This is a genomic window from uncultured Parolsenella sp. (genome assembly GCF_934660935.1).
GTDB lineage: Bacteria > Actinomycetota > Coriobacteriia > Coriobacteriales > Atopobiaceae > Parolsenella.
Genome location: NZ_CAKUIH010000010.1, coordinates 1 through 16159, shown reverse-complemented (window position 1 = coordinate 16159; position 16159 = coordinate 1). Strand labels below are relative to the sequence as shown.

At 61.1% G+C, this 16159-nt stretch carries 16 protein-coding genes and 2 pseudogenes; 17 read left to right on the top strand and 1 reads right to left on the bottom strand.

Annotation, left to right across the window (positions count from 1 at the left end):
* Positions 1–126: 126 nt before the first annotated feature.
* The 17 genes and pseudogenes from Q0H23_RS06115 to Q0H23_RS06035 form a co-directional block, all read left to right on the top strand.
* A pseudogene (locus Q0H23_RS06115) lies at positions 127–267 on the top strand (double zinc ribbon domain-containing protein); the annotation flags it as partial.
* Between the two features lie 15 nt (positions 268–282).
* Positions 283–828: a phosphoribosyltransferase family protein gene (locus Q0H23_RS06110; protein WP_293836756.1), complete on the top strand. Its 546-nt coding sequence runs from the start codon at positions 283–285 to the stop codon at positions 826–828.
* Positions 829–1272: 444 nt separating this feature from the next.
* Entirely contained in the window at positions 1273–2262 is a 990-nt protein-coding gene (locus tag Q0H23_RS06105) for a transporter substrate-binding domain-containing protein (protein ID WP_293836676.1), read from the top strand.
* Between the two features lie 178 nt (positions 2263–2440).
* Entirely contained in the window at positions 2441–3013 is a 573-nt protein-coding gene (raiA, locus tag Q0H23_RS06100; protein ID WP_293836674.1) for a ribosome-associated translation inhibitor RaiA, read from the top strand.
* Positions 3006–4088 (top strand): DegV family protein, encoded by a 1083-nt coding sequence (locus Q0H23_RS06095; RefSeq protein WP_293836672.1) that lies wholly within the window; start codon positions 3006–3008, stop codon positions 4086–4088. Before raiA ends, Q0H23_RS06095 begins: the two co-directional genes overlap by 8 nt.
* A gap of 63 nt (positions 4089–4151) precedes the next feature.
* Complete coding sequence (locus Q0H23_RS06090; protein ID WP_293836670.1) at positions 4152–5222, top strand: NAD(P)-dependent oxidoreductase; 1071 nt, start codon at positions 4152–4154, stop codon at positions 5220–5222.
* A 3-nt stretch (positions 5223–5225) separates the two neighbouring features.
* Positions 5226–5651, top strand: a complete 426-nt coding sequence (locus Q0H23_RS06085) for a hypothetical protein (RefSeq protein WP_293836668.1) — start codon at positions 5226–5228, stop codon at positions 5649–5651.
* An 11-nt stretch (positions 5652–5662) separates the two neighbouring features.
* Positions 5663–6451: an NYN domain-containing protein gene (locus Q0H23_RS06080; RefSeq protein WP_293814501.1), complete on the top strand. Its 789-nt coding sequence runs from the start codon at positions 5663–5665 to the stop codon at positions 6449–6451.
* Positions 6452–6463: 12 nt separating this feature from the next.
* Positions 6464–7072: a hypothetical protein gene (locus tag Q0H23_RS06075; protein WP_293814502.1), complete on the top strand. Its 609-nt coding sequence runs from the start codon at positions 6464–6466 to the stop codon at positions 7070–7072.
* Between the two features lie 111 nt (positions 7073–7183).
* Positions 7184–8278: an isocitrate/isopropylmalate dehydrogenase family protein gene (locus Q0H23_RS06070; protein WP_293836665.1), complete on the top strand. Its 1095-nt coding sequence runs from the start codon at positions 7184–7186 to the stop codon at positions 8276–8278.
* Positions 8279–8375: 97 nt separating this feature from the next.
* On the top strand, positions 8376–9293 hold the full coding sequence (locus tag Q0H23_RS06065) for a hypothetical protein (RefSeq protein WP_293836663.1): 918 nt from the start codon (positions 8376–8378) through the stop codon (positions 9291–9293).
* A gap of 7 nt (positions 9294–9300) precedes the next feature.
* Positions 9301–9708 (top strand): annotated as a pseudogene (locus Q0H23_RS06060) (DUF523 domain-containing protein); the annotation flags it as partial.
* The gene (locus Q0H23_RS06055) at positions 9709–10509 is read left to right on the top strand and encodes a purine-nucleoside phosphorylase (RefSeq protein ID WP_293836754.1); all 801 of its coding nucleotides are present in this window, start codon (positions 9709–9711) and stop codon (positions 10507–10509) included.
* A 301-nt stretch (positions 10510–10810) separates the two neighbouring features.
* Positions 10811–11050: a FeoA family protein gene (locus Q0H23_RS06050; protein ID WP_293836661.1), complete on the top strand. Its 240-nt coding sequence runs from the start codon at positions 10811–10813 to the stop codon at positions 11048–11050.
* A 102-nt stretch (positions 11051–11152) separates the two neighbouring features.
* On the top strand, positions 11153–11380 hold the full coding sequence (locus Q0H23_RS06045; protein WP_293814506.1) for a FeoA domain-containing protein: 228 nt from the start codon (positions 11153–11155) through the stop codon (positions 11378–11380).
* A 144-nt stretch (positions 11381–11524) separates the two neighbouring features.
* On the top strand, positions 11525–14113 hold the full coding sequence (locus tag Q0H23_RS06040) for a FeoB small GTPase domain-containing protein (protein ID WP_293836659.1): 2589 nt from the start codon (positions 11525–11527) through the stop codon (positions 14111–14113).
* Between the two features lie 244 nt (positions 14114–14357).
* Positions 14358–15065: a 5'-methylthioadenosine/adenosylhomocysteine nucleosidase gene (locus Q0H23_RS06035; protein ID WP_293814508.1), complete on the top strand. Its 708-nt coding sequence runs from the start codon at positions 14358–14360 to the stop codon at positions 15063–15065.
* Positions 15066–15179: 114 nt separating this feature from the next.
* Here Q0H23_RS06035 and Q0H23_RS06030 read toward each other — a convergent pair.
* Positions 15180–16159, bottom strand: a 980-nt coding sequence (locus Q0H23_RS06030; protein WP_293836657.1) for a M20 family metallopeptidase, incomplete at its 5' end; no start/stop codon positions are given.

Here is a 16159-nt window from a genome sequence, read left to right as displayed (position 1 = left end):
GGAGCAAGGCTGATTATGGCCGAGGCTCTCCTCGCGCAAGAGCGATAAAATTGTTGTCACCGAGAATCCCCTTCGTGCTTGCATGGAGGGGATTCTGTGCATTTGGGATCTGTTTGTAGTGCCGCCATGGAGGTTATCTGGCCGACGCGCTGCGTCGTTTGCGATGAGCCGGGGGAGTTACTCTGCGAGTCGTGCCGGAACTCTCTCCCGTGGATCGAACAACGCCTCGCGTGCCCGAACTGCGGGGCTCCCTTTGGTCGGCTCACTTGTACGGAGTGTGACTTGCCTCAAGGCGGAGGATGGGAAGCTCGCTCGTGCGTCTGCGCCTTGCCGCTCGAGGGCGCCGGTCGCGCGCTGGCCGTTGCTCACAAGGATGCGGGGGAGAGGCGCCTTGCCGCGGTTATCGCCGCGATAATCGCGACGTCTCTTGACGAGGCGGCAACCCTACCCGCCATTGATGGCTCGCCCCGCTTTGACCCGAGCGAAACGGATGCCATCTGCTTTGTGCCGGCGACGCCCGAGGCGTTCCGGCGCAGGGGCTTTGACCATATGGAGGCGATCGCGAGGTTCCTCGCCCTCTTTCTCGACTTGCCGTTGGCAGACGTTCTCGCGCGCGAGGACGCCAAGGACCAACGTAAGCTCGGTCGCGAGGGGAGAAAGGCAAACCTCGAGAGCGGCGTTATGGTTATCGAGGACGTTGCGGGTTGCTCCCTGCTGCTCGTCGATGACGTCCTCACGACCGGCACGACGGTTCGCGCTTACACGCGCTGCCTGCTTGAAGCCGGAGCGGCGGATGTCACCGCTTGCGCCCTCGCGCGCTCGTGGTGAGGTCCTGGGAGGTGAATTCACAGTCTCACCATGCCTAAGCTGCTATAATGCGAAAGTCTCATTCAGGTCTGTGGTTGCGGGCCGGTGGGCCAGCCGATACGATGCGAGCCAAAGGTGGCCAGCGCGTTCGTCTGTCCCTGCGGGCACGCGCCCGCGGCCGTCCCAAGTCCATGCCAGACGAGGGCAAAGGGATCCACGTAAGTCAGTCCGTGCGCGGGTTGGCGATCATGGCTCGTCCTAGAAGTAAGCCGCACCGTTCGTTAGATGAGGGGCTAAAGCTCCGCGGGCGAGAGGGTCACGAGTGGCGGATGCCGCGGCGTCCAAAGCAAACGCTCCAGTGCGCGAGTGTGGGGTCAAATACCAGGTCAGCTGTCTGAGACCACTGACAACTTCCGGCACGTGCCGGCCCAGTGGGCGCTCGCGCCCGAGATACGAGGAGACTCGATGAAACGCTCGTTGGCGGCTAAGCCCGTCCTCGCCTCCCTGCTTGCGGTGGCTTGCACCGTTGCCCTTGCTGGCTGCTCTAACCCGCTCGAGGCGCTCGGCGACGCCTTTGCCTCTCCCACGGTCGAAGAGGCCCGATCTCAGCGCGCTGCCGCTGCTACGCCGGCCGTTTCCTCTCCGTCCGTTCTCGAGGACGGCGTCCTCACGGTTGGTCTCAACCGTTCTTCTTCGGCTCCCATGTGCATGACTGACCAGGCTGGCTCTTACCAGGGCTATGACGTGGACATGGCGTATGCGCTCGGCGACGAGCTCGGCCTTACCGTCAAGCTCGTTAGCGTTTCGAGTGCTTCCTCCTCGCTTGGCTCTGAGTGCGACGTCGTCATGGGTGAGACCTCGGGCCGTTCGAGCGTGACCGTTGCTGGCTCCTATGCCGAAGACGCGATTGGGTTCTTCCACAAGGGTGACGAGACGGTTGCCTCCAACATGGACCTTCGTAGTAAGAGGATTGGCGTCCAGGAGGGCTCCTCTTCTGCCCAGTATCTCAAGCGCAGCGACCTCAACGCCACGGAGCAGGATTTCCAGAACTTGAACGACGCGTTTGATGCGCTTGACCAAGGCATTGTTGACTACGTGCTTTGTGACGCGTTCTCGGGGGCCTTCCTCTCGGGTTCCTATGACGGCATCGCCTTTGCCGGCTCCATCAATGCCCCGTCCATGATTGGCGTTGGGGTTATGACTTCTAACACTGATCTTCAGATGGCGGTCAAAGATGCCCTCGACAAGATCTCCTCTAATGGAGTCGGTGACGTTATTCGTGCTAGGTGGCTCGGCGGTTTGAGTCCCTTGACGGATTCATCGCAGATTTCTGGCATCACGCTTTCTGCCGGAACCGTCGAGGGGTCAGAGTCTGACTCCTCTGGGATTGAGGGCGTGACCTCGGGGATTCAGGACGGATCGACTGCCGGCGCCAATGCCGCGGACGTATATTAATGCCTGATTTGTCTGTCTAAGCGTGCAATTGTTTGCTTGTGAAGGGTGGAATCGGTAACCGGTCATTTATTTTCTCGCGAACTTTTTTGTCGCGTTTGGGTATCTAGAGAGTACGGACGTCAGTCCCAAGGGCTCGCGTCCCCGGAACGTGCATTTTGGCTCTAGGGTTGGAGGCACTATGGACATCAAGGTATCCGGTCGCAAGGTTACCGTTACTGACGCGCTGCGCAACTACGTTGACGAGAAGATCGGCGGGGCTCTCGGAGTCTTCGACATTCAGCCCATGACATGTGACGTCGTCCTTCGAGTCGAGAAGAACCGCTCCAATCCCGAGGCGGCGGTCTGCGAGGTCACCGTGCGTGTTCGCGACAACGTGGTTCGCGTCGAATCCGCAGATCCTGACATGTACGCCGCCATTGATATCGCCGCTGATAAGGTGACCCGTCAGATTCGTAAGTTCAAGACCAAGGTCATTGACCGTCGCCAGCGTACTCAGGGGCTGCCCGTCGCTCCCGCCTCGGGGGATTTGGCTGATCTTATCGAGGGTGATGACGACGAAGAGCTTGTTCGCGAGAAGGTCATCGACCTGCCGCCCATGAGCGAGGAAGAGGCCCTCGTCCAGACTGACCTCATCGGTCACGACTTCTACGTTTTCACGAATGCCACCACTGGCCTTGTGAATGTTATTTATCGCCGCAAGAGCGGCGGGTATGGAATCATTAAGCCCAAGATCGAGGAGCCGGATGAGTAGCGAGATTTCTGACAATTCAAACCTTCAGGCCGCGGGTTCTACGGAGCCCGCGGCCGTCGCATGCTTCGAGGCTGCGCCGGTCGCGGGGGAAGAGCCCGAGACCATTGCGCGTGCGGTTGGAGCAAGCTATCGCCGTGACGGCCAGTGCCGCATCATCGTGGACTCCTGTGCCGACTTTGCCCCCGAGGTCGCCCGCGCCCTCGGTGTCGAGATCGTCCATTTTCCGTTCGTAATGGAAGACGGGGAGCACGTGGATGACCTCTGGCGCTCCATGTCCCCTCATGAGTTTTATGAGCGCATGCGTGCCGGCGAGCACGTGTCGACGTCTGCCGTTACGCCCGGTAACTATCTCGAGGTGTTTGAGCGCATGGCCAAGGACGGCATCCCTGCCGTTTACCTCGCCTTCACTCGCGGCCTTTCTTCGAGCGTCGACGCCGCCCGTCAGGCGGCTGACCTTGTCCGCGAGGCGCATCCCGGCTACGAGATTTACGTCGTGGACAATCTTTGTCCCTCCGCTGCGGCCGAGCTCTTGACCATCGAGGCCGTGCGTCAGGTGGGCAACGGCCTCACGGCGTCCGAGCTTGTCGGGTGGGCGGAAGAGGCCCGCTATTACATCCAAGGCTACTTTACGCTCGATAGTTTTGACGCCCTCGCGCGTGGTGGACGCATTCCGCCTGCGGCGGCGACCGTCGGTGGCAAACTCGACATCAAGCCCGAGCTCTCTTATGACCTCAGCGGCGCCCTCACGCTTCGTGGCATGTGTCGCGGCCGCAAGAAGGCCCTCCGCGCTATCATTGCCGACTTCAAAGAGAACTACATTGGCGCGAGCGGTGTCGTCACGCACATGCCCATCGGCATCGTGGACACTGACGCCGAGAAGGACGCGCGCTGGCTTGCTGACCAAATTCGCAAGGAGCCTGGCTGTCGTGACATTCCTATCATCCACAGCTCCGTCTCGCCGGTCATTGGCGCGCACGTGGGCCCCGGTATGGTGGCGTGCGTCTTCTGGGGCAAAGACCGTCGCGAGGCCCTCTCCTTCACGGATCGCATTGCCCGTAAGGTCCGCTCAAAGTAACTGATTCCCACGAGGGGAATCCTTGTTCATTTGCGGTCGTTTGCGCCGCCAGAAAGGAGCAGCATGACTGCAGCCAAAAACCTCAAGGTCGCCTTCATCGGTACCGGCATTATGGGCGCGCCCATCGCTGGCCATATCATGGATGCTGGTTATGACGTAACCGTCTACAACCGCACCAAGGAGAAGGCCGATGCCATCATCGCTCGAGGTGCTACCTGGGCGGATAGCCCTGCGGTGGCTGCCGCTGACGCAGACGTCGTCTTTACGATGGTCGGCTATCCCTCTGACGTGGAGGATGTCTACCTCTCGACTGACGGGCTCATTCGCGTCGCAAAGAAGGGCGCATGGCTCATCGACCTCACGACCTCTTCGCCTGCGCTTGCTCGCGATATTCACGACGCGGCGGAGGTCGAGGACAAGCACGCCTTCGACTGCCCGGTGACCGGCGGCGAGCAGGGCGCCATCGACGGCACCCTGACGCTCATCGTTGGTGCCAAGGAGGCAGACGTTGCTCCGGTTCTGCCCATTCTCGAGTCCTTCTCCTCGAAGATCTTCTATTTCGATGCCGCTGGCGCAGGGCAGACCGCAAAGCTCTGCAACCAGGTCTCCCTTGCCGGCTGCATGGTCGGCATGGCCGACGCCCTCGCCCTCGCCGAGCAGGGCGGCCTTGACGTGTCCCGCATGCTCGAGATGGTCGGCTCCGGCATGGGTGGCTCGCGTGCGCTCACGGGCCTTGGTCCCAAGGCCCTCGAGGGAGACTACAAGCCTGGCTTCCTCGTCGAGCACTTCCGCAAGGACCTTGGCCTCGCTATCGAGCAGTCCGAGGACCTCGACATCACGCTTCCTGGCGTCGAGACCGCCTTCACGCTCTACGACATGCTCGATCAGATCGGTGGCGGCCGTCTTGGAACCCAGGCGCTCACCCTTCTCTACGCCGAGCAGGCTGACGCCGTGGCAGCGGGTCTGGACTGGGGCAAGCTAGACACCAGTGCCTTCGAGCCCGACGACCATGACCACGAGTGCTCCTGCGGCCACGACCATGGCCACGATCACGAATGCACATGCGGTCACGATCACGACGGCGACCATGAGTGCGCCTGCGGCCATGGCGATGGCTGCCACTGCGAGGAGTAGCGCGTGGGTGACGGTTTCGGCATCACCATCGTCAGCATCCTGTTCGCGGTCTTTGGCATCTTCATCGGGTTTCACCTCGGTGAAGATGCTGGAGGTCGCGTGAGGGGTACATCTGGCTTCTTCGCTGCCAATCTCGCTGCGGTTCTCGCAGGCTCCTTCCTGTTCATGGTCGTGTGGATGACGGGGTATGTGGTCCTCGGCATGTTTGCCATCGGTGCCATCACGGGCGCAATCGCCGGGCTTAAGTTCGGTTATGGCGAGTCGGTTGGTCCGTGGAAGTTCGTGGATCGCCTCATGACCCCCGAGGCCCGCGCTCGTGATCGGGAACGCGCCCGCGTCAAGCGTGCGGAACGCGAGCGAGCTCGTACTGGCGCGTCCGAGCCAGAGCTCATGAGCGTCGCTGACGACAAGAAGAAGGCTGGTAAATAGTCGTGCGTGAAATGGACCAATCGATTCCCACGGCTCCTCAGGGCACGATTGCCGTGTTCATCGACTACGAGAACCTTGCTCTTGGCACTGGCAAGCGCAACCGTCGGGGCCATCAGGAACCAGGCCCCGCGCCGGACGTCAAGCGCATTCTCGAGCGCCTTGTCGAGAAAGGGCGCATCGTCGTGAAGCGCGCCTATTGCGACTGGCAGCGCTTTGATGAGGCGGTGACGCCACTGCATGAGCTGGGCATCGAGCTGATCGAGATTCCCGATCGTGCCTATACGGGCAAGAACTCCGCGGATATCCGCCTTGCCGTGGACGCCATGGAGATGTGTCTTACCAAGAACCACATTGACACCTTTGCGGTTCTCTCCGGTGACTCGGACTTCTCGCCGCTTGTCTCCAAGCTCCGAGAGTTCAATAAGACCGTGATTGGCGTGGGCATGCGCGAGGCGACGAGCACCTTGCTCACCGAGGTCTGCGACGAGTTCATCTTCTATGAGGATATCGTCTCCGCTGGCGGCGTTCCCGCCTACGAGGATCGCGTCCCAAAGGAGAAACTCGCCTGCTATAAGCTCATGTTGGAGACCGTCGACGCCCTCCAGCGAGAGACCGACAGCATCATTCGGGCGTCGCTCATTAAGGACACCATGCGCCGTAAGCAACCACAGTTCTCCGAGAGGAGCTATGGCTATCGCTCTTTCACGGCGTTGTTGCGCGAGGCCGCGTCGTTTGGCCTCATTGAAATTCACACCGACCCTCGAAGCGGCACCGCCGTTGTCGATGGGTTCTGCGAGTAGGGGAGGACCCGCATGACCGAGAAGACTGCCACCGCGAGGTTTGGCGCTGGAAAGATTACCATGGTTGACCGCCTGATCGACGAGGTCTCCGGCCCCGTTCGTCGCGCTCGTCAGGAAGCTTCCCATACGCTCACGAGTATGCTTGCCGATGATCCCAACGCCCTTGGCGACAAGCTTCCGGCTGTTGCCGAGGCCATGGTCGACGCGCTGTTCCGCCCAGAGGCGCAGACGCGCTGGGAGGCACTTGACGCGCTCCGCTATATCGCCGATGTCGACCCCACGCTTGTCGAGGATTCCTACGAGGGCGCCGAGGCCTCGCTGTTTGATGAGAACAACTCTCGCGTTCGCGTTTCTGCCTTCTGCCTGATTGCACGTATGGGTTCAAAGTCCCTCGATGCTGCCGAGAAGGCCTGGCCTCTTCTCGACGAGGCCATCCAGTGCTATCACGGCGACCTTGGCTACCGCGACATGCTTGCCGGCATGCTCGAGTTCGTTCAGGGAGAGGCGAGCGATGAGATTAAGTCCGCCCTTGCTGAGCGCATTCGCTTTGACGCCGAGAACGGAAGGGGCTTCGTCAAGGACCGTTCTGCCGAGATCATCGCCATCGTCGACGGCAAGTAGGTTTCGGCTCTGTGAAGCCGTGAGTGTGCTTGCTCCGCCTTCAATCGTTCTTACGTAGAATCGCTTACGCAGCCAATAGCGGGTCGCTCCGCAATACGACGAGGGGGAATTATGGCCCATCAGGTAACGCTCATTCCTGGCGATGGCATCGGTCCGGAGATTTCTGCTGCCATGCGTGAGGTCGTCGAGGCCTCTGGCGTAAGCATCGACTGGCATGTCCAGGAGGCGGGCGCCCACGTCATGGAGGAAGAGGGCACTCCGCTGCCTGAGCGCGTCCTCGATTCGATTCGCGAGACCGGCACCGCCATCAAGGGTCCGGTTACCACGCCCGTGGGTTCCGGATTCCGCAGCGTGAACGTTGCACTGAGGCGCGCCTTCGACCTCTATGCCTGCGTGCGCCCGTGCCTCTCGATGCCTGGCGATGGCAGCCGTTATGACGGCGTCGACCTCGTAATCGTTCGCGAGAACACGGAAGACCTCTACGCTGGCATCGAGTTCGATGAGGGTAGCGAGGGTGCTCGTTCTATCATCGACACCGTTGCCGCGCAGGGTGCCGGCGCCATCAAGCCCGATTCCGCCATTTCACTCAAGCCCATCAGCGTGAGCGGTTCCGAGCGCATCATTCGCTATGCGTTCGACTACGCTCGCAAGAACGGCCGCCGCAAGGTCACCGCTGTTCACAAGGCGAACATCATGAAGTGCACGGACGGCCTGTTCCTCCACACGGCCGAGCGCGTCGCTGCCGAGTACCCCGATATCGAGTTTGACAACAAGATTGTCGACGCCACGTGCATGGGCCTCGTACAGAACCCCGCGGACTTCGATGTCATGGTCCTTCCCAACCTGTACGGCGACATCGTGAGCGACCTCTGTGCCGGCCTCGTTGGAGGCCTTGGCCTCGCGCCCGGGTCTAACATTGGCCTGAACCAGGCCATTTTCGAGGCTACGCACGGTAGTGCCCCCGATATCGCGGGTAAGGACATCGCCAACCCCACGGCAATGATTCTCTCCGCGGCGATGATGCTCGATCACCTTGGCGAGAACGAGGCGGCGCATCGCATTCGCACTGCCGTGCGCGATGTCCTTTCTGCCGGCGAGAGCGTCACTGCGGACATCAAGCGTGCCCTCACGGGCTCCACTGAGGGTTCCGTTGGGACGCGAGCCTATGGTGCCGCAGTCGCCGCTCGTGTCGCAGAGCTTGCCTAGCGTCTACGTGGTGTCTCCAACATTGGGGTAGACTTGCCAAAGTATGTATGCGCGGCCGGGTTTCGTACCCGGCCGTTCGATTGATTTGGAGTTTGCAATGGGTGATAAGAAGTCTTCCGATAAGCTTGCCTCGCAGGGCGCGCGCTCCGGCGGTGCTAGGTTCTCGCAGACTCCCAAGGCTGCTGCCTCTGTCCCTGTTCAGATTCTTGCCGCAGGCGTCGTCGTCGCTCTCATCGTTGGCTTGCTCGTCGGTCACTTCGTCCTCGGGGGCGCTGCGCCGTCTCCGGCGTTCCCTGGTGCCACGACGGTTTCCGAGGGCGACCTCGACCGGGTGATTGCCTCCTATACCTTTAACGGCAAGACTGAGACCATCACCGTTCGCGATGCGATCGAGTCCCAGATCTCTCTCGACTCCGCCAAGGATGCGGACGGCAACTACTCGCTGCCCAACGCCGACTCCACCCTTGCTGTCGCTCGCAACCAGATTCTTGCCAAGCAGGCAGAGGCCGAGGGAATCACGGTCTCAGATGATGAGATCGGCTCCTATGCCGAGCAGATCCTTGGTACGTCCGATATCGCCTCCCTTGCGCAGCAGTACGGTTTGAGCGAGGATCAGGCGAAGGAAGTCGTTCGCGAGAGCGCTGCCATGTACAAGCTCAAGGAGAAGGTCTGCAGCACTCAGGCAGGTACCATCCCCGATGCCCCCACGGCTCCGGCCGAGGGCGCAGAGGATACCGCCACGAGTGACTACGGTGCTTATATCGTCAACCTCATCGGCGACGAGTGGGATGCCGCCAACAACACCTGGGCGCGCACCGACGGCCCCTACTACGAGGCCCTGAAGGACGAGACCTGGACTCCCGATTCCGCCACGTACGCCCAAGCGCAGATCGCCTATGCCGTCGCCTATAAGCAGTATGCTTCCAACGCCACGGCGTCGAGCAGCGAGTGGACTGCCTACGTGAACGGCATCCTTTCCAGCGCTTCCATCCAGATCTATACCCTGGGCGCATAAGAGAGCCGTGGACCTTATCGTAAGCAGGTGCCTATTGGGCGAGCGTTGCCGTTACGACGGCGGCGCTCGCCCTTGCGCGTCCGTAGAGGCTCTCGTGCGTTCCGTGGAGGATGGGGGAGGACGCGTCGTTCCCATTTGCCCCGAGGTCGACGGCGGACTGCCCACTCCTCGACCGCCTGCCGAAATTCTCGGAGATTGCGTTGTCACTGTATCTGGGGACGACGTAACCGCAGCTTATGTACGCGGGGCGAGGTACGTCGCCTCTCGTGCTCGTGAGCTCTCTTCGCCGCTCGCCGTACTCAAGTCGAAGAGTCCGGCTTGTGGCTCCGGAGTCGTCTACGATGGAACCCATACAGGGAAACTCGTGAGGGGAACGGGTTTTGCGGCCCGTGCTCTCGAAAAGGAGGGAATCATCGTGGTTGATGAGAAGATTGTCGAGGGTTGTCGTGCGAGCGTCGAGCATCCCGTTGCTATCGTCCTCGGAAGTGGTCTGGGTGCGCTCGCTGCCGCGGTCAAGCCCGTCCGTCGCATTCCGTATGCTGATATCGACGGATTCCCGGTTACGGCTCGCCCGGTTGCCGGGCACACGTTTGAGGCGACGGTCGGCACCATCGATGGAGTGCCCGTCGTCGTGTATCCGGGCCGCGTCCACCTGTATCAGGGCTATGATCCGGCCCAAGTGACCTCGCTTGTTCGACATGCCTATAAGCTCGGCTGTCGCGACATCATCTTTGCCTGCGCGACGGGCGCGATCGCCGGGCGCGCCCACGTTGGCCTTGGCCTGATCACGGACCACCTCAATCTTACGGGGACGAACCCCCTTATCGAGGACGAAGACCTTGCCTGCGTCGAGTCGCCCTTTGTTGGCATGACGGATGTCTACACGCCCTATCTGCGCAGTCTTGCAACCGGGGTCGCCGCGGATAATGGCATTGATCTCCAACAGGGCGTTTATGCCGGCCTTCTCGGACCTTGCTTTGAGACTGGCGCCGAGGTTGCCATGCTCGGCAGCCTGGGAGCCTCCTATGCGGGCATGTCCCTTGTCTGCGAGGCTATCATGGCCCATGCCCTCGGCATGAACGTCCTTGGCGTCACCCTCGCTGCTAACATGGCCGGCGAGGCCGGCGTCACGCACGAATCCGTTCTTGAGGTTGCCCATGATCACGAGAAGGACTTCGAGGCTCTCATCTGTGGCGTCCTCGCTCGCCTCAAGTAGGGAAGGGCTTGTCCCTTTGTATCGGTTGTTTCTTGATTGAGCCGCACCTTGTTGGGCCGTCTTGGCGGAAAGCCGAGGCGGCCTTTTTTCGTGGATTCCTTGGGGCAATCTCCGGTTTTTGCTGAAGCAATCTCCGGTTTTGCTGGGGCGATCTCCGGATTCTAGCTCTCAGTCCTCGGCATAACCAAATGTTAACCAAATCAAACGGTTCACTATGGTTGACTCATGCAAAAGTTAGTCACATACTACTCAAATTAGTTATGGAGTTAGTTCGGGACAACTTTTGGTTAGAGGAGCAGCTATGGTTGCAGCGTCGGTCGCACAGCTTCCGCTTGCCATGGCACGCGAGGGCGAAGACGTCCGCGTCGTGAGGGTCAGCGGCAATACCGAGATGCGACGTCACCTCGAGAACCTTGGATTCGTCGAAGGTGCCGTGGTCAGGGTCGTAACCCAGGGCGGTGCCTCGGGGTCCATCGTGAGGGTTAAGGGAGCCCAGCTCGGTCTCGATCGCACCATCTGCACGCACGTGTTCGTTAGCTAATTCATCTATTCGCTCGCTTGGGATACGCATCGTGTTCGGGCGAATTCGCATCTAGTTGTCGTTTCAGGCCGGATTGCCGGCAGAGAGGAAGAGAGGGAACAGGTGACTACGCTTAAGGACATGCCAGTTGGGTCGTCTTGCACGGTGAAGGCGCTTACTGGTGTCGGCGCCGTGAAGCGCCGCATCATGGACATGGGCATCACCAAGGGAGCCAAGGTGAAGGTCGTAAAGGTGGCCCCGCTCGGTGATCCGCTCGAGCTCAACGTTCGCGGCTACGAGCTTTCTATTCGCAAGGATGAGGCCGAGAAGGTCGAGGTCGAGCCCGAGTAGGCAGGGGTCGGCCTGGTGCCACCAATGCTCCGCACGAGCGGAGAGGCGCGGTCACGAGGGGATCTCCGCGCCCATCTGAAAAGGTCCGGCATAAGGGACCAGGGGGCCGACCCCGCCCCCAGCAACACATCAGGAAAGGGAGTCATGGAAGACCGCATGTATATCGCGCTCGCAGGAAACCCTAACTGCGGCAAGACCACGCTGTTCAACGCCCTCACCGGTTCGAACGGCTATGTGGGAAACTGGCCCGGTGTCACCGTTGAGAAGAAGGAGGCCAACTGGAGGAAGGACAAGCAGATCACCTTCACCGACCTCCCCGGCATCTACTCGCTTTCTCCGTACTCTCCTGAGGAAGTCGTCTCGCGTGACTACCTCATCAAGAACCGCCCGTCTGCCGTTATCGACCTCGTCGATTCGACGAACCTGGAGCGCAACCTCTATCTCGCGACCCAGATTCTCGAGTGCGGCCTTCCCGTCGTCCTCGGACTGAACATGCTCGACCTCCTCGAGAAGAGCGGCGACCGCATTGACGTGTCCGCCCTCTCTCGCGAGCTTGGCTGCGAGGTCGTTCAGGTATCTGCCCTGCGCGAGACGAACGTCGACGACCTCGTCAACAAGGCCGTCGAGGCTGGCAAGGCGGGTACTGCTCCGGCTCCTGCCCGCGTCTTCTCCGACGAGGTCGAGGCGGCGCTTGCCAAGATCGAGAAGGACATCGCCGGCAAGTGCGACGTTTCGCTGAACCGCTGGTTTGCCATCAAGGTGTTCGAGCGCGACGCTGCTGCCATCGAGCCCCTCGGCCTTTCGAACGCCGAGCTCGAGGCCTTCGAGGCTGACATCAAGGCTGTCGAGACCGCTCGCGATGACGACGCCGAGTCCATCATCACCTCCGATCGTTACGAGTGGATCGCGCGCGTCATGGACGCTTGCGTCGTGAAGGCCCCGAAGAAGCTCACCACCTCCGAGAAGATTGACAAGGTCGTCACCAACCGTGTCCTCGGCCTGCCGATCTTTGTCGCCGTGATGTTCCTCGTCTACTACATCGCCATCTCCACCGTGGGCACCGCTGGTACCGACTGGGTGAACGACAACCTCTTCTCTGATGGCTTCTTCGTCAACTCTGCCGGCCAGGAGCAGTACGAGGCCGATGCCGAGGAGTTCGCCGACAACCACTACGGCGACCAGATCTCCGGCTTCATCGCCGCCGCCGAGGATGACGGCGTCGTGACCGAAGACGGTGCGACTGAGGTCTCCGACGCTGTCGACGCCCTTGCGGAAGACCCCGAGGATGCCGACTCCGAGGCCATCGTTGACGGCTTCGTCGCCTCTGCCTCTGATGTGACCGCTAAGGACGTTGTGATCACCGACGAGGACGGCAACGACACCGAGGACACCATCCCCGCCGTCACGGCTGATGACTTCCTTGCTGCTGTCGACGCGCAGTCTGAGGAGCCCGATCCCGCGGACTACGATGGCTATGTCCCCTCCATTCCGGGCGCCGTCGAGGGTTGGCTTGATGACGCGGGTGCGTCTGATGCGGTCAAGTCCCTCGTCATTGACGGCGTCATCGGCGGCGTGGGCTCCGTGCTCGGCTTCATCCCGCAGATGTTCGTCCTGTTCGTTCTGCTTTGCTTCCTCGAGGACTGCGGCTACATGAGCCGTGTCGCCTTCGTCATGGACCGCGTCTTCCGCCGCTTTGGCCTCTCTGGTAAGTCCTTCATCCCGATGCTCGTGAGCTCTGGTTGCGGAGTGCCTGGCGTCCTCGCCACCAAGACCATCGAGAACGAGAAGGACCGTCGCATGACGGCCATGCTCACCACGATGATTCCGTGCGGAGCCAAGCAGCCGATCATCGCCCTCGTCATGGGCGTCCTCATCGGCGGTTCTGACGGCTGGTGGATCGCCCCGATGTTCTACTTCCTCGGCGTTGCCGCGATCATCATCTCCGGCATCATGCTGAAGAAGACCAAGGCCTTCGCCGGCGAGCCCACCCCGTTCGTCATGGAGCTGCCGTCCTACCACTTCCCGTCCATCAAGTCTTGGTGGCTCCACATCTGGGAGCGTGTCAGCGCGTATATCAAGAAGGCCGGTACGATCATCTTCGCTGCTGCCGTTGTCGTGTGGTTCCTCTCTAACTTTGGCTTTGACAATGGCGCGTTCGGCTTCCTGGCCGACGGCGACGTCGAGAAGTCCCTCCTGAAGGTCATCGCCGGTTCCATCTCCTGGCTCTTCGCCCCGCTTGGCGCCGACAACTGGATGGCCACCGCCGCCTCCATCAACGCGCTCATCGCCAAGGAGAACCTGGTCTCGACCTTCGGAGTCCTGTTTGGTCTTGGTGACGCCACCGAGAACTCCCTCTCCATGTGGAGCGGCTTCGCTGGCATGTTCACGGATGCTTCCGGCATCATGCACGCCGGCGCCATGTGCGCGTTCGTTGCCTTCAACATGCTCGACGCTCCGTGCTTCGCTGCTATCGGTACGATTCGCAAGCAGATGGATGACCCCAAGTGGTTCTGGTTCGCCATTGCCTACCAGTGCGGCTTCGGCTGGGTTGTTGGCCTCATCATCAACCAGCTCTGGGAGCTCGCCGTCCTGGGTAACTTTGGCTTCTGGACCGTCGTGGCGTTTGTCGCGCTTGCTGGTATCCTGTTCATGCTCTTCCGCCCCGCTCCCAAGTACGACGGCAAGGACGAGCACATCCTCGACTCCCTGTCTGAGGCCGAGGCGACGCTGTAGCGGCTGGGGTATGGCTGGCGACGTTCGAGACTCTTCGTAGCCAGTTCATCGCCTAGATCGAAACTCGCTCGCCATGTGCTTTGTGTAAGGGGCTGCGTGCCGCGATGCCGGCGCGCAGCCCCTTTGTTCCGTTCGTTCGAGTGTGTGATGCAATCGAACCCTCACGAATGACGTTTTTGCCGCGCGCGAATACGGCTTGGGCGGCGGGTATCATGAACCGTAACCTGATGATTTGGGAGGTTGTATGGGAAACGTCAAGGTTGGCATCATCGGAGCGATGGATTCCGAGGTCGAACTGCTCAAGAGCAAAGTCGAGGGTGCGACGGAGCACAACGTCGCGGGGCTCGTGTTCGTCGAGGGCTCCATTGACGGGGTCTCCGTCATCGTCGTCAAGTGCGGCGTCGGCAAGGTAAACGCGGCCATGTGTGCCCAGGCCCTCGTTTCCCAGCTTGGCGCCACCTGCGTCATCAATACGGGCGTCGCTGGCTCGCTCGACAATGATATCGAGGTGGGCGACATTGTTGTCTCTACGGATGCCGTCGAGTACGACATGGACGTGACGCCGCTTGGCTACAAGCCTGGCGAACATCCTGACCTGCATGTCATTGCCTTCGAGGCGGATCGTTCCCTTCGCGAGGCCGTGCTATCTGCGGCTAGGGCGCTCGATGACGTGAATGTCTTCGAGGGGCGCGTTTGCTCCGCGGATAGGTTCGTCGCCTCAGCTGAGGCAAAGGCCCAGATTACCTCGCAGTTTGGTGGCACGTGCTGCGAGATGGAGGGTGCGGCAATCGCTCACGTCTGTTATGTGGCCGGCGTTCCGTACGTTGTCGTCCGCGCCATTTCAGATAAGGCCGACGGCTCTGCGAACGTTTCCTACCCGGAGTTCGAGGCGGCTGCGGCCAAGCACTGCGCTGGCGTCGTTCTTGCAGCGCTTTCTCTCATTGCTAGGTAGCGGCACGAGGACACTCGCTTCAATCCTTTGGCGCCCCGATGGTCGATGACCCTCGGGGCGCCGTTTTGTCTCTTGCCTTTCTCGAGTGGTGTCGGGGTTTGAGGTGCGGAAACGCTACCAACAGACACGTTCGACGAGGCGAGTGAGCACCGCCTGGGCTCGGCGTACATCCTCATGCGGTACGTATTCGTTGGGCTTATGGGCAAGCGCGAGCGATCCCGGCCCATAGCTCATGCAATTGTGATTCTGGCACGTGCCCGCTATGACCGCGGTGTCGGTGTAGCCGGTGAAAATGCCAACTTCCGCGGAAGTGCCCGTTACATCGGCGGTTGATTCGAGCAGCTCGGCCAGCAGGGGAGAGGCGGGGTCACGCTCGACGGCAGGGCGGTCCCCGGTGATGACGAAAGACCCGTGACAGCCCTCCACCTCATTCTCGGCGGCTGTAATTGCATCCTGTACGATCTTCGTCGCTGCCTGCGTGTCGCAAGGCGGGACCAGCCTCATGTCAATCCAAACCTTGCACGAGTCGGGGACGACATATGGGCGATAACCGCCTTCGATCTGCCCAAACGTCACGGTGGATCGGCCAAGCTCGTCATGCGTGGGCTGGCTGCCAATCTCTCGCCGTATGTGATTGATGGCTACCGCCATGGCGGCGATGGCGTCCGCTCCTTTCCACGGCTGGCTCGCATGGGCAGTTACTCCCTGCATGGTAAGCTCGAACCACGTGCGCCCCTTGTGAGCGACTTGGATCTGGGAGTCGGTCGGCTCGGTGTCAACCACCCACTCCGAGGCACCGACCCAGCCCTGTTTGATGGCGGCCTCGACGCCACGCATGAAGTCTTCCTCGTCGACGCTGCAGATGAGCGAGAGGCCTCTCCGCGGAAGCTCGCCGGTCCTTTCCATCTTTTCGAGCGTGGCTTCGAAAGCGACCATAGCGCTTGCGAGGCCGCTCTTCATGTCACATGCCCCGCGGCCGTAGAGACGGTCGTCGCGTATGAGCCCGGAAAGTGGGTCAATGTCGTCGTCCCAACCGTCTCCGAGCGTCACGGTGTCTATATGGCAGATGAAGACGAGGCGGGGCTCTTCGGTAG